Source organism: Dactylosporangium salmoneum (assembly GCF_039532525.1).
GTDB classification, from domain to species: Bacteria; Actinomycetota; Actinomycetes; order Mycobacteriales; family Micromonosporaceae; genus Dactylosporangium; species Dactylosporangium salmoneum.
On record NZ_BAAARV010000023.1, the window covers coordinates 153,150 to 174,931 of the forward strand.

The 21,782-nt window shown below is 72.2% G+C and carries 16 protein-coding genes, 1 pseudogene and 1 riboswitch; of the genes and pseudogenes, 10 read left to right on the plus strand and 7 right to left on the minus strand.

Annotation, left to right across the window (positions count from 1 at the left end; all coding sequences use genetic code 11):
• Nucleotides 1-148 precede the first annotated feature (148 nt).
• The 4 genes from ABD352_RS14530 to ABD352_RS14545 all read left to right on the plus strand — a co-directional run bounded on the left by ABD352_RS14530 (nucleotide 149) and on the right by ABD352_RS14545 (nucleotide 3,607).
• A complete protein-coding gene (locus tag ABD352_RS14530; RefSeq protein WP_344612862.1) occupies nucleotides 149-469 on the plus strand; it encodes a PDDEXK family nuclease in 321 nt (106 codons plus the stop codon).
• Between the two features lie 27 nt (nucleotides 470-496).
• Entirely contained in the window at nucleotides 497-1,090 is a 594-nt protein-coding gene (locus tag ABD352_RS14535) for a cyclase family protein (RefSeq protein WP_344612863.1), read from the plus strand.
• Nucleotides 1,091-1,195: 105 nt separating this feature from the next.
• Nucleotides 1,196-2,830 (plus strand): chitinase, encoded by a 1,635-nt coding sequence (locus ABD352_RS14540; RefSeq protein WP_344612864.1) that lies wholly within the window; start codon nucleotides 1,196-1,198, stop codon nucleotides 2,828-2,830.
• Nucleotides 2,831-2,866: 36 nt separating this feature from the next.
• Nucleotides 2,867-3,607, plus strand: coding sequence for a serine hydrolase domain-containing protein (locus tag ABD352_RS14545; RefSeq protein ID WP_344612920.1), 741 nt, complete (start codon nucleotides 2,867-2,869; stop codon nucleotides 3,605-3,607).
• A 58-nt stretch (nucleotides 3,608-3,665) separates the two neighbouring features.
• Here ABD352_RS14545 and ABD352_RS14550 read toward each other — a convergent pair whose 3' ends face one another.
• Together ABD352_RS14550 and ABD352_RS14555 are read right to left on the minus strand one after the other, a co-directional pair.
• A complete protein-coding gene (locus ABD352_RS14550) occupies nucleotides 3,666-5,570 on the minus strand; it encodes a S8 family serine peptidase (protein WP_344612865.1) in 1,905 nt (634 codons plus the stop codon).
• 135 nt (nucleotides 5,571-5,705) lie between these two features.
• Entirely contained in the window at nucleotides 5,706-6,686 is a 981-nt protein-coding gene (locus tag ABD352_RS14555; RefSeq protein WP_344612866.1) for an aldo/keto reductase, read from the minus strand.
• 64 nt (nucleotides 6,687-6,750) lie between these two features.
• Between ABD352_RS14555 and ABD352_RS14560 the strand changes: the two genes are divergently transcribed.
• Nucleotides 6,751-7,677, plus strand: coding sequence for an ArsR/SmtB family transcription factor (locus ABD352_RS14560; RefSeq protein ID WP_344612867.1), 927 nt, complete (start codon nucleotides 6,751-6,753; stop codon nucleotides 7,675-7,677).
• A gap of 122 nt (nucleotides 7,678-7,799) precedes the next feature.
• Here the strand turns inward: ABD352_RS14560 and ABD352_RS14565 are convergent, their stop codons facing one another.
• Complete coding sequence (locus ABD352_RS14565) at nucleotides 7,800-8,570, minus strand: alpha/beta fold hydrolase (RefSeq protein ID WP_344612868.1); 771 nt, start codon at nucleotides 8,568-8,570, stop codon at nucleotides 7,800-7,802.
• A gap of 238 nt (nucleotides 8,571-8,808) precedes the next feature.
• Nucleotides 8,809-9,399: a TetR/AcrR family transcriptional regulator gene (locus ABD352_RS14570; protein WP_344612869.1), complete on the minus strand. Its 591-nt coding sequence runs from the start codon at nucleotides 9,397-9,399 to the stop codon at nucleotides 8,809-8,811.
• 90 nt (nucleotides 9,400-9,489) lie between these two features.
• On the opposite strand from ABD352_RS14570, the gene ABD352_RS14575 reads away from it, so the two are divergent.
• Together ABD352_RS14575 and ABD352_RS14580 are read left to right on the plus strand one after the other, a co-directional pair.
• Nucleotides 9,490-11,778, plus strand: coding sequence for a putative bifunctional diguanylate cyclase/phosphodiesterase (locus ABD352_RS14575; RefSeq protein WP_344612870.1), 2,289 nt, complete (start codon nucleotides 9,490-9,492; stop codon nucleotides 11,776-11,778).
• Between the two features lie 4 nt (nucleotides 11,779-11,782).
• Nucleotides 11,783-13,825, plus strand: a complete 2,043-nt coding sequence (locus ABD352_RS14580) for a prolyl oligopeptidase family serine peptidase (RefSeq protein WP_344612871.1) — start codon at nucleotides 11,783-11,785, stop codon at nucleotides 13,823-13,825.
• Here the strand turns inward: ABD352_RS14580 and ABD352_RS14585 are convergent.
• A complete protein-coding gene (locus tag ABD352_RS14585; protein WP_344612872.1) occupies nucleotides 13,805-15,145 on the minus strand; it encodes an MFS transporter in 1,341 nt (446 codons plus the stop codon). The two genes, ABD352_RS14580 and ABD352_RS14585, sit on opposite strands and share 21 nt — an antisense overlap.
• A gap of 120 nt (nucleotides 15,146-15,265) precedes the next feature.
• On the opposite strand from ABD352_RS14585, the gene ABD352_RS14590 reads away from it, so the two are divergent.
• A complete protein-coding gene (locus ABD352_RS14590) occupies nucleotides 15,266-15,931 on the plus strand; it encodes a hypothetical protein (protein WP_344612873.1) in 666 nt (221 codons plus the stop codon).
• A 530-nt stretch (nucleotides 15,932-16,461) separates the two neighbouring features.
• On the opposite strand, the gene ABD352_RS14595 is transcribed toward ABD352_RS14590, so the two are convergent.
• Nucleotides 16,462-17,637 carry a chorismate-binding protein gene (locus ABD352_RS14595; RefSeq protein ID WP_344612874.1) on the minus strand — a complete coding sequence of 392 codons (1,176 nt, stop codon included), beginning with the start codon at nucleotides 17,635-17,637 and terminating at the stop codon, nucleotides 16,462-16,464.
• Nucleotides 17,638-17,770: 133 nt separating this feature from the next.
• Between ABD352_RS14595 and ABD352_RS14600 the strand changes: the two genes are divergently transcribed.
• A complete protein-coding gene (locus tag ABD352_RS14600) occupies nucleotides 17,771-17,980 on the plus strand; it encodes a DUF5999 family protein (RefSeq protein WP_344612875.1) in 210 nt (69 codons plus the stop codon).
• Between the two features lie 27 nt (nucleotides 17,981-18,007).
• On the opposite strand, the gene gcvP is transcribed toward ABD352_RS14600, so the two are convergent.
• Nucleotides 18,008-20,833 (minus strand): aminomethyl-transferring glycine dehydrogenase, encoded by a 2,826-nt coding sequence (gene gcvP, locus ABD352_RS14605; RefSeq protein ID WP_425553542.1) that lies wholly within the window; start codon nucleotides 20,831-20,833, stop codon nucleotides 18,008-18,010.
• Nucleotides 20,834-20,908: 75 nt separating this feature from the next.
• A riboswitch (glycine riboswitch) is annotated at nucleotides 20,909-21,005 on the minus strand.
• Nucleotides 21,006-21,038: 33 nt separating this feature from the next.
• Between gcvP and ABD352_RS14610 the strand changes: the two are divergent.
• Nucleotides 21,039-21,701, plus strand: a pseudogene (locus ABD352_RS14610) (nucleotidyltransferase domain-containing protein); the annotation flags it as partial.
• Nucleotides 21,702-21,782: the final 81 nt, after the last annotated feature.

Here is a 21,782-nt window from a genome sequence, read left to right on the forward strand (position 1 = left end):
TTCGGCTTTTCGGATATGCCGCCTGACAGGGTATAAATCCGATAAGTCGTGGCGCGCCAGCGCCCGACTTATCGGACAAGGTCACCGGAAGCGAGACCTCGCGGCTGCACGGCGCTCGGCCGTCAGGCGGCTCTGTTAGCTTGCGCCGGTGACGGCGATCTGGGGCACGAACGAAGCCGGCCGGTGGCAACCACTGCCCGCCAGCGGCTACCCCGCGGAGCAGGCACTACACGATCTCGTGGTCGACGGACCGCAAATGCTGCCGCTGTCCGGAGCCCCGCGGTTGACCGTGCTCGGCACCGAGGTCCAACTCGGTTCCGGACGTGCCGACGTCATAGCGGTGGAAGCGTCGGGCCGTCTTGTCGTCATCGAGGTCAAGCTCGCCGGTAATGCTGAGGCCCGGCGGGCGGTGGTGGCTCAGGTCCTGTCGTACGCCCCGCGACGTTCCGCTGTCGTGCCGGCGGCCTGACGTGGCTACCCTGCGTAAACTCGAATCGTGATCGTGGACCTTTCGCACGAGATCGCCGCTGGGATGTTTGCCGGCTTGTTCGAGATCGGGCCGCTGAGCGTGTTCGGCAATATCGGCACCTACCTCGACGCGCCGTACCGCTACGACGCCGACCGGGCCGACCTCGCGCACCTTCCGCTCGAACGGCTGGTTGGCGTACCGATCACCATCGTGCCCGCGATCGGCCGGACCTCAGTGACCGCGGCCGACCTCGGCGACCCCGACCGGCTGTGGGGACGCGCCGTCCTGGTGCACACCGGCTGGGCCCACCACTGGGCGACACCCCGCTACCTCGACCCGGACTGCCCACACCTGACGCCTGACGCCGTCGACAAGCTCGTTGACGCCAACGCTGCGCTTGTCGGCATCGACTCGCCCCACATCGACGATCCGGCCGACCCGAACCGGCTCGCCCGGCGGCGGCTGCTCGGTGCCGACATCCCGATCATCGAACACCTGACCAACCTCGAGTCAGTTCCGGGCACAGGGGCCCGGTTGACCGCCCTCCCCCCGCCGGTACGGGAAATGGCGTCGTTCCCCGTGCGCGCCGTCGCTGTCTACGACGGCTCGAGCTCGACCTGATCGCCCGACGCCGGATGGTCGAGATCATGTCGACCGGGCTCCGCCCTCTGGACAGGAACAGTTAACAAACCTAATAATGGCGACCACCGTCGATGGAGGTCGCCCATGAAGCGCGTCGCGCTCGTACTCGGCGCCGCTACCTTGCTGGTCACGGGCATATTCGTGGCCACCAACGCGTATGCGGCCAACCTTCTGACCAATCCTGGCTTCGAGAGCGGCTCGCTGTCGGGTTGGTCCTGCACCGGCTCCGGATCGGGCGCGGTCACCTCGCCCGTGCACTCCGGGTCGTACGCCCTCAATGGCAACGCCACCGCCTCGGACAACGCGCAGTGCACGCAGACGGTCACCGTCCAGCCGAACACCGCGTACACCCTCTCGGGCTGGGTCCGGGGCAACTACGTCTACATCGGGATCACGGGCGGCGCCTCCACCTGGACGCCCGCCGCCTCCGCCTACACCAAGCTGTCGGTGGCGTTCACCACCGGCGCGAGCCAGACCTCCGTCCAGGTGTTCCTGCACGGCTGGTACGGCCAGGGCGCCTACAACGCCGACGACATCTCGTTGGACGGGCCGGGCACGCCCCCGACCACGACGCCGCCGACGTCGCCGTCCACCACGCCGAACACCTCGCCCTCCCCGACCACGTCGGCCTCGCCGTCGCCGTCCAAGTCGCCCAGCGCCAGCCCGAGCACCAGCCCGACGACCTCCCCGCCGGTGACCGGGCTGCCGAAGCACGCGCTCATCGGCTACATGCACGCCAGCTTCGCCAACGGGTCCGGCTACATCCGCATGGCCGACGTCCCGTCGTCCTGGGACGTCATCGACCTCGCGTTCGGCGAGCCGACCAGCGTGACCTCCGGCGACATCCGGTTCAACCGCTGCTCGGTCTCCGAGTGCCCGAACGTGGAGTCCGACGCGGATTTCCTCGCCGCCATCAAGGCCAAGCAGGCCCAGGGCAAGAAGGTGCTGCTGTCGATCGGCGGGCAGAACGGCGAGGTGCAGCTGACCACGACCGCCGCCCGGGACACCTTCGTCAGCTCGGTCGGCGCGATCATCGACAAGTGGGGCCTCGACGGGCTCGACGTCGACTTCGAGGGCCACTCGCTGTACCTCAACGCCGGCGACAGCGACTTCCGCAACCCGACCACGCCGGTCATCGTGAACCTGATCTCCGCGCTGAAGTCGCTCAAGGCGAAGTACGGCACCAAGTTCGTGCTCACGATGGCGCCCGAGACGTTCTTCGTCCAGCTCGGCTACCAGTTCTACGGCGGCACCAGCGCCGGGGACAACCGGGCCGGCTCGTTCCTGCCGGTCATCCACGCGGTGCGCGACTTCCTGACGATCCTGCACGTCCAGGACTACAACTCGGGCCCGATCTGGGGGCTGGACAACCAGTACCACACGATGGGCGGCGCGGACTTCCACATCGCCATGACCGACATGCTCAAGGCCGGCTTTACGGTCGCCAACACCGGCCAGACCTTCCCCGGCCTGCGCCCGGACCAGATCGGCATCGGCGTGCCGGCCGCGGTGAGCGCCGGCAACGGCTACGTGGCACCGGCCGTGGTCCAGAGCGCGGTCACCTGCCTGGTGTCGGGCTCCGGCTGCGGCGGATACACCCTCCGCGGCGGTACCTCACCGGCGTTCCGCGGGCTCATGACCTGGTCGATCAACTGGGACAGGTACTACAACTGGGAGTTCATGAACGCCCAGCGTCCCTTCCTGAACTCCTTGCCGTAGTTTTCAACGGGTGAGCGCACTCGAACTCGTGAGCAGCTGGCCCGTGCAGACCGCCACGGCCCGGACGTCGCCCTCCCGTGGGCGTCGGTGACGAAGCTGCTCACGGCCCTGACGGTCCTCGTTGCCGTGGATCGGGGGGACGTACTGCTGGATGAGGCGGCGGGCCCCGAAGGCGCGACGGTCCGCCACCTGCTGGCGCACACCTCCGGCGTCGCCTTCGACGAGGGCTCGATCCTCGCCGCCCCGGGCCGCAAGCGCATCTACTCCAACCGCGGGTTCGAGCTGCTCGCGGACTTCGTGCTGACCCGCACCGGCGGCACGTTCGCCGAGCTGATGACCGAGTCGGTGCTGCGCCCGCTCGGCATGGGCGGCACGCGCCTCGAGGGCTCCCCCGCCGCCGGCGCCGTCGGCCCCGTCTCCGACCTGGCCCTGCTCGGCCAGGAGCTGCTCGACCCGTCCCTGGCGCCCGACCTCATGGCGGAGGCCACGACGGTGCAGTACCCCGGCGTCTCCGGCGTGCTGCCCGGCTTCGGCCGGCAGGACCCGAACGACTGGGGCCTCGGCTTCGAGCTGCGCGACGGCAAGTCCCCGCACTGGACCGGCGCCCGCAACAGCCCCCGCACCTTCGGCCACTTCGGCAAGTCCGGCACGTTCCTGTGGGTCGACCCGGACGCCGGCCTGGCCCTGGCCTGCCTGACCGACCGCGACTTCGGCGAGTGGTCGGCGGAGGTCTGGCCCGCGCTGTCCGACGCCGTGCTGGCCGAGCACACCGCCTGACGTCAGAAATGCGGACATATCCGACCACACAGTGGCCGGATATGTCCGATTCCAATGGCTAGTACCAGCCCGCCGTCGACCAGTTGTCGGCCGACCAGTAGTGACCGGACCAGTAGTGACCCGACCAGTAGTGGCCGGTCCAGTACTGCTCGGACCACTCCGGGTCGGTCCAGGTGCCGGTGCCGGTCCACGGCTTGCCGGTCCAGGTCGCCGCCGACCACGTCCGCGACGTGTACGGGGGCACCCACCGCTGGTTGTCCTGGTCCAGGCAGTCCCAGATCTGCAGCTGCGTGCCGTTGGCCGAGTTCCAGCCCGTCACGTCGAGGCACTTGTTCGAGCCCACGTTGATCAGCTGCCGGGCCGCGGTCACCTTCCACTGCTGGGCGGGGGTGCCGTTGCAGTCGAACAGCTGGATCTTCGTGCCGTTGGTGTTGCCGGCCGAGGTCACGTCCATGCACTTGCCCAGCGCGCGGACCGTGCCGTCGGACTGCAGCGCCCAGTACTGCGCCGGCGTGTTGTTGCAGTCGTAGAGCTGGATCGGCGTGCCGTTGTTGTTGAGCCGGTTCATGACGTCGACGCACTTGCCGGAGTAGCCCGAGACCTGGCCGGTGCCGCCGTCGCCGCCGGCGCCCGTCCACGTGTCGCCGGCCATCCGGTAGCCCATCCACACGCCGCCGCTCCACGACGTCTTCGCGGCCGCGTTCGAGGCCCACGTGCTGCTGGTGAACGGGCCGAAGATGGACCGCTCGCCGGACAGCGCGACGTTGTCGACGGAGAGGTGGTTGCCGCCGCGGGCGGTCTCCAGGGAGCCGGAGCCGTTGCCCTTGGCGAAGGTCTGGGTCGACCCCGGCGTGGCCAGCGCGACCGAGGCGGCGACGTTGAGCTCCTTCATCTTCGCCGAGCCGGCCGCGCCCGCGGTCAGCGTGGTGGCGCCGTTGACCAGCAGCGCCTTGACCTGATCCGGGGTGAGGCCAGGCCGCTGCTGCAGCAGCAGAGCCGCGGCCGAGGACACCACGGCGGCCGCCTGCGAGGTGCCCGAGCCCTTGAAGCCGGTGTCGCCGACGCGGGCGTTCGGGTACGTCTGGTCGACGTACGAGCCGACGTCGCGCAGCGACACGATCGAGGCGCCCGGGGCCAGCAGGTCGACCTTGCGGGTGCCGGTCGAGCCGTTGGTGAACGTGGCGACGTCGTCGTCCGCGGTGGAGATGGTCTGGTTGGTGGTCGACGCGCCGACCGCCACCACGAACGGGTCCATCGCCGGGTTGGTCAGCGCGCTGGTGGTGCCGCCGTCGTTGCCGGCCGCGATGATCACCACGATGCCGGCCTGCCAGGCCTGCTCGACGGCGTACATCAGCGGGTCGACCGTCGAGGCGGACATGCCCGCGGTGCCGTACGACAGGTTGAGCACCCGGATCGGGTTGGCCGGGTCGTAGTTGCGGTTGGCCACGACCCAGTCGATCGCGGCGATCATCTGCGACACGTCCACGGCGCCGATGGCGGTGCCGACCTTGACCGAGGTGACCTTCGCCTTCGGGGCGAGGCCCACGGTGCCGGTGCCCGCGTCGGTGCCGACCATGATGCCGGCCATGTGCGTGCCGTGACCGAACGTGTCCAGGTAGCGCAGCTGGCCCGACTGCGACTCGAACGACAGGTCCGGCCCGTTCACCACCTGCCCGGCCGGCAGGCCGGTGACCGGCGCGATGCCGGTGTCGACGAGCGCGATGCCCACGCCCTGCCCGGTCAGCGACGCCGCCGAGCCGGTGTCGGCCCGCACGATCGACCGGACACTCTTCAGCGTCGTGCCCGTGCCGGCCGGCCACTCGTCGGCCGAGAAGCCGCCACCGCCGGCGAAGCGGGATCCGGCCGGCCCGGCGGCATCGGTGCCGGCGGCCGCGGCAGCACCGCCGGCCCCGAATATGCCGAGCGCCACCGCCACGGCGGCCGCGACCATCGGTTTCCTCATGCATCCCCCCATCCATGGAGCTGCGATCATCCGAGATCACCACGATGGGGTGCCGTTCACCGAAAGTCACGGGCCCGTGACTACTTCGCACCGAAGACCCGACAAGCGTGTCGGGCGATCGGGGCGATCCGCCGCCTACCAGGCCCACGCCTCGGGTCCTGGCCCCCCGTTGCCGACCGGCGGGAAGATCTCGTCGAGCCGCGCCTCAGCGTCGGGCCCGAGCGTGGTGTCGAGGGCCTCCAGCGCCAGGTCCAGCTGGTCCGGGGTGCGCGGCCCGACGATCGGCGCGGTCACCCCCGGCCGGGCGAGCAGCCAGGCCAGCGCGACGGCGGCGGGGTGCAGTCCCAGCTCGGCGCAGAACCCCTCGTACGACTCCAGCAGCGATCGGTGCTCGAGCACCCTCGCGGCGGCGTGCGAGGTGGTCCGCCCGGCCGTCCCCTCGCGGTGCTTGCGCAGCGCGCCCGAGAGCAACCCCTGGGCCAGCGGCGACCAGGGCAGCAGCCCGATGCCCAGCGCCCGCGCGGCCGGCACCACCTCCAGCTCCACGTGCCGGGTCAGCAGGCTGTACTTGAGCTGCTCCGACACCAGCCCCAGCGACCGGCGGCGGCGCGCGGCGGACTGCGCGGCGACGAGGTGCCATCCGGCGAAGTTGGAGCTCCCGACGTACACCACCTTGCCCTGCGCGACCAGGAGATCCATCGCCTGCCAGATCTCGTCCCACGGGGTCGACCGGTCGATGTGGTGCATCTGGTAGAGGTCGATGCGGTCCGTGCCGAGCCGGCGCAGCGAGGCCTCGCAGGCCGCGACGATGCGCCGGGCGGACAGGCCGCGGTCGTTGGGCCCGTCGCCCATCGGCTGGTAGACCTTGGTGGCCAGCACCACATCGTCGCGCCGGCCGGTCTTGGCCAGCCAGGTGCCGATGTACGTCTCGCTGGTGCCCTCGTAGTCGCGGGCGCCGTACATGTCCGCGGTGTCGACGAAGTTGATGCCCTCGGCGAGCGCCCGGTCGAGGATCGCGTGGCTGTCCGCCTCGCCCAGCTGCCAGCCGAAGTTCATCGTGCCCAGGCACAGCCGGCTCACGCTCAGCCCGGTGCGCCCCAGTTTCGTGTACTGCATGCGCCGCACGCTAGGCCCATCGCCCGGCCTCGCCGAAGCCGTTCGACCGTGCTCGAATGGAACGGTGAAGCGCCTGGAACTGACCCGCGACGACCTGCTGCGCCTGCGCTTCGCCCACTCCCCCATGGCCGAGCTGGTGGCCAGCACGATCGCGCTGCGCACCGGCCGGGAGCACGCCCACTGGCGGGCCCGCACGGCACCGCGGGTCGAGGGCCTGGAGCTGTTCTGGCGGGTGTTCGCCCCGCCGAGCGGCATCGTCGCCGACTTCCTGACGCCGGTACCGCAGACCGCCCGCCCGACCCTGCAGGCCGAGCTGGCCGCGATCGCCGCCACGCCGCCCGACCGGGTCGCCGCCGAGCTCGACGCCGCCGGGGTGCCGTGCGACGACCCGGCGGCGCTGCTGCCCTCGCTCGTCGAGGAGATCCGGCGGTACTTCGCCGTCGCGCTGGCCGAGCTGTGGCCCCGCCTGCGCGCCGCCGCCGACGCCGACATTGCCCGCCGCACCGCGACGGCGGCCTTCCCCGGCCCGAGCGCCCTGCTGGCCGACCTGCACCCGAACATCCGCTGGGACCCCGACGCGCTGCACCTGGACTACCTCAAGCACGTCGAGCTGCCGCCGTGGTCCCTCGACGGCCACCCCCTCGCCCTGCTGCCGACCGCGTTCGCCGGCCGGCACGCCTGGATCATGGAGTCCGGGGCGGGGCGCGCGCTGTGGTACCCGCCGCGCGCCCTCGGCGCCCTGTTCGCCGCGCCGGCCCCGCCCGAGCCGCTGGCCGCCCTGCTCGGCTCGACCCGGGCCGCGGTGCTGACGCTGCTCGCCGCCCCGGCGAGCACCGGCGACGTGGCCGAGCGCCTGGGCCTGGCCCCGGCCACCGCGTCGCACCACCTGACCGCCCTGCGCGACGCCGGCCTGATCGTCGCCGCCCGCGCCGGCCGCCGGCTCAACTACCGCCGCACCGACCTCGGCGAGCGCCTCACGTCACTGGGCTGACCAGCGGCTCGGCGAGCGCCTCACATCGCCGGGCCTCGGCGAGCGCCTCACATCGCCGGGCCTGAGCAGCGGCTCGGCGAGCGCCTCACGTCGCGGGCCTGAGCAGCGGCTCGGCGAGCGCCTCACGTCGCGGGCCTGAGCAGCGGCTCGGTCCGGGCGGCGAACTCGTCGGGCACGGCGACGTACCCCTCGTGGTCCCCCGGCATCTCGACCGCCTCCCGCCCCAGCCGCCGAGCCAGCCCGCGGGCCGCGCGCGCCGGGAACTGTTCCCCGGACCCGGCCCCCACCGCGACCACGACCCCGTCCGGCAGCGCCCCGAGATCGGGCCGGATCCGGGTGTACTGCCGAAGCTCCCACTCGATCCAGAAGGGCAGATTCGCGCCGATGCGCCGGATGACCTCGACCACGGCCGGCGGCAGCTGATCGATCGGCGGCTCCCGGTGGGCCAGCCCGGTGATCCCGGCGAACCGCCGCATGGCGGCCTCGGTCCCCTCCCGCTCGAACGCCTCGACCACGTCGTCGAACGCGACGGCGTCCGGCACGAACGCGGTCAGCGGGGGCTCGTGCGCGATCACCCGGCCCACCTTGCCGGGGTGCCGGGCGGCGAGGCCGAGCGCGACGATCGCCCCGGAGCTGCTGCCGAACACGTCGGCGCGGCCGCCCGCGTGCTCGTCGATGAGCCGCGCGGCGTCCTCGACGTCGTGGTCGTACTTGGCGGCCCGCTCCTGCGCGGCGATCGGGCTGCGGCTGAACCCGCGCCGGTCGTACGCGATGACGGTGCGCGCCCGGGCGAGCGGCCCGACGATCCGCCCGTACGTGGCGGCGTCCCCGGCCCCGCCCGGGATGAGCAGCAGCGCCGGCCCGGCGCCGCTGACCTCGACGTGCAGCGACACGATTCCTCCCGTTCTGCTGCGATAAGTCGGGCGCTGGCGCGCCACGACTTATCGGATTTTTCGCCTGCCGGGGCTTATATCCGTTACGGCCCGTCCCCGGTTCGTTGATGTCCGCATTTACGCCCCGCCAGGGCATAAATGCGGACATGTCGTGGCGCGCCAGCGCCCGACATGTCGTAAACGCCCGGACCAGCAGTGCCGTAAAGGCCCAGCTCAGTAGTGTCGTAAAACGCCCGGCTCAGTACTCGGCCAGGTGCCCGAGGGCCTCCTCCAGCAGCGACCGAAGCGGCACCGGCGGGTCCGCGTGCAGCCACCGGTGCGTCGCCGCATCGCAGGCCACCGCCACCGCCCCGCCCACCACCTGCGGCAGCAGCGAGCCCGGCGGCGTCGACAGGCGCGAGGCGATCGCCGAGGACAGGGCGTCCTGCATCGCCGCCCGCACCCGCAGGTACTCCCCCCGCATCGCCGGCGTCGCGAGCACCATCCGCAGGCCGTCGAACCACACCCGGTCCGGCACGTGCTCCGGCACCGCACCGCCCGCGAACTCCGCCAGCACCGTGGCCGAGATCGCCTCGCGCAGCGGCTCGGACGGCGGGCGGGCCCGCAGCGCCGCGCCGGCCCGCCGGGCGCGGTCCACGGCCAGGGCGCAGATCGCCTCGGCCTTGCTCGAGAAGTAGTTGTTGAACGTCCGGGGCGAGACTCCCACCTCGGCCGCGATGTCCTCGACGAGCACGCCGTCGTAGCCGCGCTCCACGGTCAGCCGCAGCGCCGCGAGCGCGAGCGCCTGCCGGGTCGCCTGCTTCTTGCGTTCGCGCAGGCCCTGTTCCATGCCACAAGCGTAGCAAATCTTGCGTACTCCGCAAGCTTTCGCGGTCCGCAAAAACCTAGGATCGGCAGCGGTACCGCCGATAGAACTTCCGTGGCAGCGCTCCCCCGCCCGGCGCGGGACATGCTGTGGATCGGTCCGCTCGCCATCGGCGGGGCGGCCACCGTGCTGTGGGCGCTCGACGTGGTCCCCGTGCTCACCGCGCTCACCTTCCCGCTCATCGGCGGGATCGCCGTGGCCGCCTGGGGGCTCGGGCCGCGGCTGCACCGGGTGTCCCCGCGCCGGCCGTTCCGGCTGTTGTGCGCCGCCGGCGGGTTCTTCCTCACCGGCGTGATCGTGCGGGCGCTGCTGGAGCGGGAGCCGTACCCGCTCGCCCAGCTCGGCGACGCGTTCTCGATCTGCGGCTTCGGGTTCTTCATCGCCGCCATGGCCACGTTCCTCAACCGGTGGGGGATCAACCGTCAGGCGCTGCTCGACGGGCTCATCGTCTGCATCGGGGCGGGGATCGCCTCGGCGCTGCTGTTCGTCCTGCCGGCCACGGCCATCCCCGGGCGGTCGCTGCTGGTGAGCGTGCTCGCCGGGCTGTACCCGCTGCTCGACGTGGTCATCGTGCTGCTCGGGGTGAACCTGGCGTTCACCACCGCCGTGCGCGAGCCCGCCTTCGCGATGCTCGGGGCCATGACGCTGCTGGTGTTCGCGGGCGACCTCGGGTACGCCATCATCGGCCGCACCGGCGACGTGAACGGCCCGCGGCTGATGACGCTGCCCTTCCTGCTCGGCTTCACCATCGGCGGGGCCGTCCCGCTGCACCCGACCGCGCGGGCCCTCGCGCGGGCCACGCCGCTGCCGATCCAGGCCTGGTCGCCCGCCCGGATGGCGGTGATCGGCCCCGCGGTGGCGGTACCGTTCCTGCTCACCGTGCTGCTGGACAACGACAGCGCGCCGGCCCGCTGGATCCTCGGCATCGGCGGCGCGGCCATCGTGGCGCTGCTGCTGGCGCGGGCCTCCAACGCGGTGCAGAGCCACGTCGCGGCGCAGCGGCGCTTCGAGCACCAGGCGACCCACGACCCGCTCACCGGGCTGCCCAACCGGCGCATGCTCGGGCTCATGGTGGAGCGGCGGCTGGCCGAGACCGGCCCCGGCGACGTGTGGATGTTCTACCTCGACCTCGACGGGTTCAAGCTGGTCAACGACTCGTGGGGGCACGCCGCCGGCGACCGGCTCATCACCGAGGTGGGCGCCCGGCTGCGCCACGCGCTGCCAGGCGCGGCGACGGTGGCGCGGGTCGGCGGGGACGAGTTCGTGGTCGTCCAGCGCTGCGGGGAGCCCGAGGCCATGGCCGCCGCCCGCCGGATCATGGAGTGCGTCGAGCGGCCGCTGCTGCTCGCCGGGCCCGAGGGCACCTCGGCCGAGGTGGTCGTCGCGGCGTCCATGGGCATCGTGCGGGCCGACCGGCACGAGACCGCCGACGCGCTCATGCGCGACGCGGACACGGCGATGTACCGCGCGAAGGAACAAGGCAGGAACCGCTGGACGGTCTTCGACGCCTCGATGCGCGACGCGGTCCGGGAGCGGGTGGAGATCGAGGTGGCGCTGCGCGCGGCGGTCGCGCAGGAGCAGCTGAAGCTGGCCTACCAGCCGATCGTCGACCTGACCGACGGGCTCGGTGCGCGCACGGCCGGGGCCGAGGCGCTGGTGCGCTGGGAGCACCCGGTGCGCGGCTGGATCGGGCCCAACATGTTCATCGCCGTGGCCGAGGACGCCAACCTCATCTCCGCGCTGGGCGCCTGGGTGCTGCGCGAGTCGGTGCAGCAGCTGGCCCGCTGGCGGGCCGACGGCACGGTGGACGAGGACTTCTGGATGTCGGTCAACGTCTCCCCGCGGCAGCTGGGCGACGCCGCCTTCGCCGACCGGCTGGCCGCCACTCTCGCCCAGGCGGGGGTGCCCGCCGCCAACCTGGTACTGGAGATCACCGAGTCGGTGATGGTCGAGGGCAGCGAGCTGACCGAGCGGCTGCTGCTGCGCCTGCGCGAGCTCGGCGTGCGCATCTCGGTCGACGACTTCGGCACCGGCTTCTCGGCCCTGGGCTACCTGCGCCGCCACCCGGTCACCGGGGTGAAGATCGACCGCTCGTTCGTGGCCGGGCTGGGCAGCAGTACCGAGGACGAGGAGATCGTGCGGGCGGTCGTCGCGATGAGCGGCGCGCTGGCCCTGGCGGTCGTGGCCGAGGGCGTGGAGACCCCGGCCCAGCGCGACGTGCTGGCCGCCCTCGGGGTGCCGCTGGCCCAGGGATGGCTCTGGGGCAAGGCGGTGCCACCTGGCGACTTCGTGGCCACCGGCCGGCAACGGCTGGGCGAACCCGCCGCCGTTCGGTCAGACTGATCGGATGACGGAAACGATCACTGGCGACGATGCGCACCTCTGGCTCGAAGACGTGGCGGGCGAGCGGGCGCTGACCTGGGTCCGGGAGCGCAACGCCGAGACCTCGTCGGCGCTGACCGGCGGTGATCGCTTCACCGACACGTTCGAGGGCATCCGGGCCGTCCTCGACGCCGACGACCGCATCCCGATGATCGCCTGGCACGGCGAGCGGGTGTACAACCTGTGGAAGGACGGCGAGCACCCGCGCGGCCTGTGGCGGCGCACCACCCTCGAGGACTACCGCCGCGACGAGCCGGCCTGGCAGACCGTCCTGGACCTCGACGCGCTGGCCGCGGCCGAGGACGAGAACTGGGTCTGGCAGGGCGTCACCTTCCTGCGCACCGGGCCGCTGGCCGGCGAGCACCGCGCGCTGGTCTCGCTGTCGCGCGGGGGCGCCGACGCGGCCGTGGTGCGCGAGTTCGACCTCGACGCGCTGGAGTTCGTCAAGGACGGCTTCACCCTGCCCGAGGCCAAGAGCGACGTCGGCTGGATCGACGCCGATCGCGTCTTCGTCGGTACCGACACGGGCCCGGGGTCGATGACGTCCTCCGGCTACCCTCGCCAGATCCGCGTGTGGACCCGCGGCCAGGCGCTCGCCGACGCGCCGGTCATCTTCGAGGCATCCCCCGACGACGTCGCCGCGCGGGCCGGCATCGACCCCAGCGCCGACGGGCTGCGCGCCGTCATCCGGCGCTCGGTCGACTTCTTCCATGCCGAGCGGTACCTCTACGACGGCACCACCCTGACCAAGCTCGACGTCCCGGACGACGCCGGCGTCGACCTGCACCGCGAGTGGCTGCTCGTGCGGGTCCGCACCGACTGGGAGGTCGGCGAGGTCACCCACCCGGCCGGCAGCCTGCTCATCACCCGGCTCGAGGACTACCTGGCCGGCGACCGGGACCTCACCGTGCTGTTCACCCCCGACCCGCGCACCTCGCTCAGCTCCGCCGACTGGACCCGCACCGGCCTGGTCCTGGTCCTGCTGGCCGACGTGCAGAGCCGCCTCGAGCTGCTGTCCTTCCGCGACGGCGAGTGGCACAAGACGGTCCTCGGCGCCGAGCTCGGCCAGACCGACGTGTGGGACACCAACCCCGACGCCGACGAGCAGTACCTGCTGCTGTCCAGCGGGTTCACCCTTCCGCCGACGCTGCGCCACGGCGTCCTCGGCGGCGACGCCCCGACGATCCTCAAGCAGGGGCCGGCGTACTTCCCGGCCGACGGGATCACCACCCGCCAGTTCTTCGCCACCTCGGCCGACGGCACCCAGGTGCCCTACTTCGTGGTCGGCCGCCCCGACGCCGGCCCCGGGCCCACGCTGCTGTCCGGCTACGGCGGATTCGAGGTGTCGCGCGTCCCGTCGTACAACTCCATCATCGGCCGCGGCTGGCTGGCCCGCGGCGGCACGTACGTGGTCGCCAACATCCGCGGCGGCGGCGAGTACGGCCCGGCGTGGCACCGCTCGGCCCTGCGCGAGAAGCGCCCCCGCGCCTACGAGGACTTCGCCGCGGTCGCCGCCGACCTGGTCGAGCGGGGCATCACCACGCGGGACCAGCTCGGCATCGAGGGCGGCTCCAACGGCGGCCTGCTCATGGGCGTGATGCTGACCCGCTACCCGGAGCTCTTCGGCGCGATCGTGTGCGCGGTGCCGCTGCTGGACATGCGCCGCTACCACCTGCTGCTGGCGGGCGCCTCCTGGATGGCCGAGTACGGCGACCCGGACGACCCGGACGACTGGGCGTACCTGTCGCTGTTCTCGCCGTACCAGAACGTGCGCCCGGCCGTGCCGTACCCGCCGACGCTCATCACCACGTCGACCCGGGACGACCGGGTGCACCCCGGCCACGCCCGCAAGATGGTGGCGCGGCTGCGCGAGCACGGCAAGGACGTCGCGTACTACGAGAACATCGAGGGCGGCCACGGCGGCGCGGCCGACAACGCCCAGCTGGCCTACAAGTGGGCGCTCGCGTTCGAGTTCCTGTGGCGGACCCTAGGCGACCGCGAGGCTTAGGTCCTCCGCGGCCACACGGCGGCGGGTGTTACGGCGGTAGCGGTACACCTGCACCACGCCGAGGCCCCAGAGGAGGTACTGCACGGAGAAGGCCCACCGGAACGCGCCGAGCGAGGGATGCTCGGCGCCCGGTGCGGTCTGCAGTTGCAGCAGCACCCCGACGGCGACGATGAGCACGACCGAGGCCACGAACCCGCCGACGTTGACGATGCCGGTCGCCCCGCCGATGCGGTCCGCGGGGTTGAACGAGCGGGCGTAGTCGAACCCGATCATCGACCCCGGGCCGTTGACCGTGAGCACCAGCACGAGCCCGGTCAGCAGCCACAGCGGCGCCCGGCCCGGCCACAGCAGCACCACGGCCCAGGCCGCCGCCGACGTCCCGACGATGCCCAGGACGAGGGTCGAGCGGTGGTACGGCAGCCGCCCGCAGAAGTGCCCGATCAGCGGACCCATGACCAGGCCGCCGACGGTGAGCAGGGAGAGCAGGAGCGCCGCGGTGCCGGGCGCGAGGCCCTCGCCCTGCGTGAGGAACGGATAGCCCCACAGCAGCGCGAACACCGAGCCCGAGAACTGCGTGACGAAGTGCGTCCACAGGCCGAGCCGCGTCCCGGGATGCGCCCAGGAGTGCCTGAGCCCGAGCTCCCGCTTGGCGGGCACGGCGTCCTGCGACACAACGCTTGCCGACGCAACGCCTTCCGGCACAACGCCTTCGAGCGCTTCGCCTTCCAGTGCGGCCGGGATCTCCGACGCGGCGGAGCTCACCTTCGCGGGTTCGTCACGCAGGGTCGTCACCACCAGGAGGACCGCCGCGGCGCCCAGGCCGGCCGAGCCCAGGAAGGTCGCCGTCCAGCCCTCGTGGCGCAGCAGGAGCACCAGCGGTACCGCGGAGGAGAGCGCACCCAGCTGCCCGACCATGCCCGTCACCTGGACGAGCAGCGGATTCTGCCGGGCCGGGAACCACAGCGCGACGATGCGCAGCACGCTGATGAACGTCATCGCGTCGCCGACGCCGATGAGCACCCGCGCGGCGATGGCCGTCCCGACGTCCCCGGCGAAGGCGAAGACCAGTTGGCCGGCGAGCATCAGCAGGCCGCCCGCCGCGAGCAGGCGCCGGGAGCCGAACCGGTCGAGCAGGACGCCGACCGGGATCTGCATGCCCGCGTACACCGCCAGCTGGGCCACGGAGAGCATCGACAGCAGCGCGGCGCCGACGCCCAGACGCTCGCCGGCGGCGACCCCGGCGACGCCGAGGGAGGATCGGTGGAAGACGGCAACGACGTACGCGAGGAGCCCGACGCCCCACATGAGATAGCGGCGCATAGCGAAATCCACGCTATCGGTAAGGGGTGATCGCGCGGGGTGAGTGTGACGGCTCTCAACTGTGGGTTTGCAGACACCGCCTACGCTGTCGGGGTCTGCTTTGCCGTTTTGAGGACCGTCATGACCGATCTGACCGCCCTGACCGACTTGCCGATCGCGTGGGAGCACTCGGGCGACGGCGAGTTCCCGTACCAGGCCGAGGTCGACGGCCGGAAGCTCACCGTGCGGGTCAACGACTTCCCGGCCGAGCCGCTGTACACCTTGATCGCCGACGGCGCCGAGCTCGCCGACCTCGACGACTGGCCGGGCGCCTGGCTCCGCCCGCCCGTCCCGCAGCACCTGCTCGACCTGATCGCCCGCCCGGTGACCACGGACCTGCTGTTCACCTGGGCCCGCCGCGTCTGCGGGGTCACCACCGAGCACGCGGCCGAGGTCGCCGCCCTGCTCGGCCTGCCGGCCCCGACCCAGGACGACTTCGGCCGGCTGTTCGTCCAGCCCAGCCCGCCCGGCACCGCCTGGCTGCGGCTCAACATGAACGATCGCGCCGGCCTGGCCTCGGTCGAGATCCGCTTCGCCGAGCCGGCCCTGACCCGGGCGGACCTGGACGCCTGCTTCGGGCCGAGCCAGAACCTGCCCCGCGTGCACTGGGACTCGCCGCACGTGACCGCGCACCGCATCACGACGCCGGACGCGCCGCTGTCGTGCACGCTCTTCGCCTCGTTCGACGAGGAGCCGGAGCCCTCGAAGCACGCCTTTCAGATCATGCTGCGCCGCGATTACCACTGAATGGGCTCAAAAACGATAAGTCGGGCGCTGGCGCGCCACGACTTATCGGACTTATACCCCGGCCGGGTAAATATCCGAAAAATCCTGATGCCGCCAGGCATCGGGATTTTTCGCGCAAATCCCCCTACGTGTGCCTATTCTCCGCCGCGGCGCGTACGAGCCGATGCATTTCACCGAACCTGCCCGAATCGGGCGCATCGCATCGGCCGCGCGGACACAGGTTCTCCGCCGCGGCGCGCACGAGCTGATGCATTTCACCGAACCTGCCCGAATCGGGCGCATCGCATCGGCCGCGCGGACACAGGTTCTCCGCCGCGGCGCGCACGAGCTGATGCATTTCGCCGAACCTGCCCGAATCGGGCGCATCGCATCGGCCGCGCGGACACAGGAGGAGTTCGTCACGCCGCCCCGCGCAATTCTGGGTGCGGGGCGGGCACCGACGCGCCGAGGACCGGCGGCGCCTTGGCCCCCGTCGCGGACCGCAAGGCCGACGGCCGGGCACCAACCGCAAGGCAGCACCGCGAAGGAAGCTAGCCGCGCAGGGCGGCCTTGATCGGGGCGGTCTTGGCGGCGGCCTCGGCGACCTCCGCCACAGGGTCGCTGTCCCACACGATGCCGCCCCCGGCCCAGAGGTGGACGCGGCCGTCGGCAATGGCCGCCGTACGGATCGTCAGGCCCAGGTCGATCGTCAGGCGGCCGTCGCGGTCGTGGCCGATCCAGCCGCAGGCGCCCATGCTCGGCCCGCGGCCCACCGGCTCCAGCCGGGCGACGATGTCGATGGCGGCGAGCTTCGGGGCGCCGGTGACCGAGCCGCCCGGCCAGACGGCGCGGAGCAGGTCGGCCAGGCCGACGCCGGGCGCGAGGCGGGCGCTCACCGTGGACTCGGCCTGCCACAGGCCGGACCAGCGGCGGATGGCGAAGAGCTCCTCGACCTGCACCGAGCCGACGGCGGCGACCCGGGCGAGGTCGTTGCGCTCCAGGTCGACGATCATCACGTGCTCGGCCCGCTCCTTGGCCGAGCCGAGCAGGTCGGCGCGGCCGGCCGCGGTGGCGGGGCGGGTGCCCTTGATCGGGCGGGTGACGGCCCGGCCGCCGGAAACTTCCACGAGGGTCTCCGGGGAGGCGGTGGCCAGCCACCAGGCCTCGCCGCGCAGGACGCCGCCGTAGCGGGCGCCGGGCAGGGCGGCCACGCGGGCGAGGGCGGGCGCCGGGTCGCCGGCGAACGGTGCGCTGGTGTGACCGACGAGGTTCACGACGTACACGTCGCCGCGGGAGATCGCCGAGCGCACCTCCTCGACCGCCGCGGCGTGCTCGGACGGCCTCCAGCTCGGTGTCCAGTTTCCGACAGTGAACCCGGGGCCGGGGATGCGCGAGGGGCGGTGTCCCGGGGCATGTTCGAACGCGATGGCCACGAGGTCGGGGACGGCAGGGGCCGGCGAGGGGATCACGGAGGGTGGGGAAAGCAGAACTGCGATGCCACACGTCGACGAACCAATAACACTGGGTGACCCCGAAATGTCCTCCAGGGGTACGCCGTGCGACGCCGCGAAATCGGAAAGTAATTGAAGTGGGTCTCCACCGCCGCGGGCGTACCATTCGAGCCGGGAGCGCTCCCAAATTCGCCCCCGGCACGCGGCGGGTAACCCGGGAGAGTGAAGATCCACAGTCCCGGGCTCGTACCCGACAACCGGCCCTAGTGTGCTCATACGAAGGGTGGATTATCCCCAAGTTGTGTCGTCACATGTTCGGAATAGTGTCGTTGGCCGTAGTAGCGTGCATCACTGGTCATGTGAAGAACCACACAGGCCTCAACTGAACCTCTCAAATCGGAGACCCCCGATGCTCTGCCAGCACCAGCCCCCCTGTCCCAGCGCCGACGACGTCGACCACGAGGCCGCGCGGATCTCGGCGAGCCACCCCGAGCAAGGGTGGAGCCTGCTGTGCAACGGTGTGATCGTCTTTGAGGACACCGGTGAGCTTCTGCCCGATTGCAGCGTGATTGCGCCGCATCGCGGTCCGGCCCCGCACAGCCTGGTTGGCGCGGCCTAGCCGTAACGTTCTGTAGCTACCCCGCCGTCACTCTTCGTACGCAGAGGCCGGCGGGCACGCGCAGACGAGGTTCCGGTCGCCGTAGCTGTCGTCGATCCTGCGCACCGGCGGCCAGTACTTCGCCTCGCGGGCGGCCGCGCTCGGGTACGCCGCCACCGACCGTGGGTAGGCGTGCTCCCACTCGTCGGCCGACACGACGGCCGCGGTGTGCGGCGCGTTCGCGAGCGGGTTGTCGCCGGCGGGCCACTCGCCCGCCGCCACCCGGTCGATCTCCCCCTTGATCGCGATCATCGCGTCGCAGAAGCGGTCCAGCTCGCCCAGGTCCTCGCTCTCGGTCGGCTCCACCATGAGCGTGCCGGCCACCGGGAACGACATCGTCGGGGCGTGGAAGCCGTAGTCGATCAGCCGCTTGGCCACATCCGCCACCGTCACGCCGCTGGCCTTGGTGATCCCGCGCAGGTCGAGGATGCACTCGTGCGCGACCAGGTGCTCGGCGCCGCTGTAGAGCACCGGGTAGTGCTCGCGCAGCCGGGCCGCGACGTAGTTGGCCGCCAGCACCGCCGTCGCCGTCGCCTTGCTCAGCCCGTCGGGGCCCATGAGCCGCAGGTACGCCCACGGGATCGGCAGGATGCCGGCCGAGCCGAACGGGGCCGCCGACACCGGGCCGACGGGCGCCTCGGCGTCCAGGAACGGGTGCGAGGGCAGGTACTTCGCCAGGTGCGCGCGCACCGCCACCGGCCCCACGCCGGGCCCGCCGCCGCCGTGCGGGATGCAGAAGGTCTTGTGCAGGTTCAGGTGTGACACGTCGGCGCCGAACTTGCCGGGCTTGGCGTAGCCGAGCAGCGCGTTGAGGTTGGCGCCGTCGACGTACACCTGCCCGCCGGCCTCGTGCACCTTCGCGCACAGGTCGGCGATGGCGGTCTCGTAGACGCCGTGCGTCGACGGGTACGTCACCATGATCGCCGCCAGCCGCTCGCGGTGCTGCTCGATCTTCTTGTCCAGGTCGGCCAGGTCGACGTTGCCGAGCTCGTCGCAGGCCACCACCGCGACCCGCATGCCGGCCATGACGGCGCTGGCCGCGTTGGTGCCGTGCGCGCTCGACGGGATGAGGCACATGTCCCGGACCGCGTCGCCGCGGGCCAGGTGGTACGCCCGGATGGCCAGCAGCCCGGCCAGCTCGCCCTGCGATCCCGCGTTGGGCTGCAGGCTGACGGCGTCGTAGCCGGTCACCTCGGCCAGCCAGCGCTCGAGGTCGCCGATCAGGCGGAGGTACCCCGAGGTCTGCGACGCCGGCGCGAACGGGTGCATGTTCGCGAACTCGGGCCAGGTGATCGGCTCCATCTCGGTGGTGGCGTTGAGCTTCATCGTGCAGGAGCCGAGCGGGATCATGCCCCGGTCGAGCGCGTAGTCCTTGTCGGAGAGCTTGCGGAGGTACCGCAGCATCGCCGTCTCCGACCGGTGGCTCGAGAACACCGGGTGGGTCAGGTACTCCGACGCCCGCCGCAGCTCGGCCGGCACCCCGCCGGTCGTGTCCAGCGCGGTCACGTCGACGTGGGCCAGCCCGAACGCGGCCAGCACGTCGCGCAGGTGGCTGTAGGTGGTGGTCTCGTCGCAGGCGATGCCGACCCGGTCGGCGTCGATGCGGCGCAGGTTCACCCCGCGCTCGGCCGCCGCCTCGACGACCTGCCCGGCCTGCCCCGGCACGACCGCGGTCACGGTGTCGAAGAACGCCTGGTGCTCGGTGCCGACCCCGCCCGCGCGCAGGCCGGCGGCGAGCCGGACGGCCATGTCGTGGGTGCGGGCGGCGATCGCGCGCAGCCCGTCCGGCCCGTGGTAGACCGCGTACATGCTCGCGGTCACGGCGAGCAGCACCTGCGCGGTGCAGATGTTGCTGGTCGCCTTCTCCCGCCGGATGTGCTGCTCGCGGGTCTGCAGCGCGAGCCGGTAGGCGGGCGCGCCGCCGGCGTCCTTGGACACGCCGACGAGCCGCCCGGGCAGGGTGCGCTCGAGGCCCTGGCGGACCGAGATGTACCCGGCGTGCGGCCCGCCGAAGCCCATCGGCACGCCGAAGCGCTGGGCGCTGCCGACGGCGACGTCGGCCCCGATCGCGCCGGGCTCGCGCAGCACGCACAGCGCCAGCAGGTCGGCCGCCACGGTGACGATCGCGCCCCGCTCGTGGGCCTGCGCGACCAGCGCCTCGTGGTCGCGGACCGCGCCCGAGGCCCCCGGGTACTGCAGGTGCAGCCCGAAGAACGCCTCCGGCAGCTCCTCCACGGCCAGGTCGAGCACGCGCACCTCGATGCCGAGCGGCTCTGCCCGGGTCTGGATCACGGCGAGGGTCTGCGGCAGCACGTCGGCGTCCACGACGTACACCTCGGACTTGACCTTCGAGGAGCGCCGGGCGAGCGTCATCGCCTCGGCCGCCGCGGTGGCCTCGTCCAGCAGCGACGCCCCGGCGACCGGCAGCCCGGTCAGGTCGGCCACGACGGTCTGGAAGTTCAGCAGCGCCTCGAGCCGGCCCTGGGAGATCTCCGGCTGGTACGGCGTGTACGCGGTGTACCACGACGGGTCCTCGAGCACGTTGCGCAGGATCACCGGCGGCGTGTGCGTGCCGTAGTACCCGAGGCCGATCATCGACACCAGCGTCCGGTTCGCCGCGGCCAGCCCGCGCAGCTCGGCCAGCACCTCGGCCTCCGAAGCGGCGGGCGGCAGCTCGAGCGCCTCGTGCCAGCGGATCGAGCCGGGGATGGCGGCGGTCATCAGGTCCTCGACCGACTCGTACCCGACGGTCTTGAGCATGCGGGCCTGCTCGTCGGCGGAAGGGCCGATGTGCCGCGCGGCGAAACTGGTCATAGCCACACTCTCTGGATGTCCGGGGACAGGGGCGTATGTGCGCTCCTCCCCCTCTGTCGCAGACTCCAGAGGTGCCAACCCGTCGCGGTCCTTCTGCCTGAGAGGTTCCGGGGAGGATTTGCCCCTTCGGCGTCGCCGTATTGCCGATGGCGATCTCTCCCGCGCGGGTATTGCCGGCTTGCCTACCCTACCTCCTGTGCAGGACTTGACCATCGTGGCGTCACACACCATTTACACAGCGATCGTCGGCTCTCGCGCCTACGGCCTGGCCGGCCCGGCGTCCGACACGGACCGCCGCGGCGTCTTCCAGGCGCCCACGCCGGAGTTCTGGCGCCTGGACAAGCCCCCGACGCACGTCGAGGGCCCGCGGCCGGAGGAGTTCTCGTGGGAGGTCGAGCGGGCCTGCACGCTCGCCCTGGCCGCCAACCCCACCGTCTGGGAGTGCCTCTCCTCGCCGCTGGTCGAGCGCCTGACCGACGCCGGCCGGGCCCTGCTGGACCTGCGTCCCGCGTTCCTGTCCCGCCGCGCCGCCCGCACCTACGGCGACTACGCCCGCGACCAGCTGGCCAAGCTCACCTCGACCCGCGCCAAGACCGGCGAGATCCGCTGGAAGCAGGCGATGCACATGGCCCGCCTGCTGCGCGCCGGCGCCCACGTCCTGCGCACCGGCGAGGTCCTGGTCGACGTCTCCACCCACCGCGACGAGCTCCTCGCCATCCGCCGGGGCGACCTGTCGTGGGACGAGTTCCAGTCCCTGGCCGCGTCGCTGTCGGCCGACCTGGAGCGCGCCGAGTCCGAGACCCGGCTCCCGGACGAGCCCGACCGCGGCGCCGTCGAGCGCTTCCTGATGGACCTCCGCTCGTCGTCGCCCGCAACGCACGCGCCGGCCCCCACGCCCGCAACGCACGCGCCGGCCCCCACGCCCGCAACGCACGCGCCGGCCCCCACG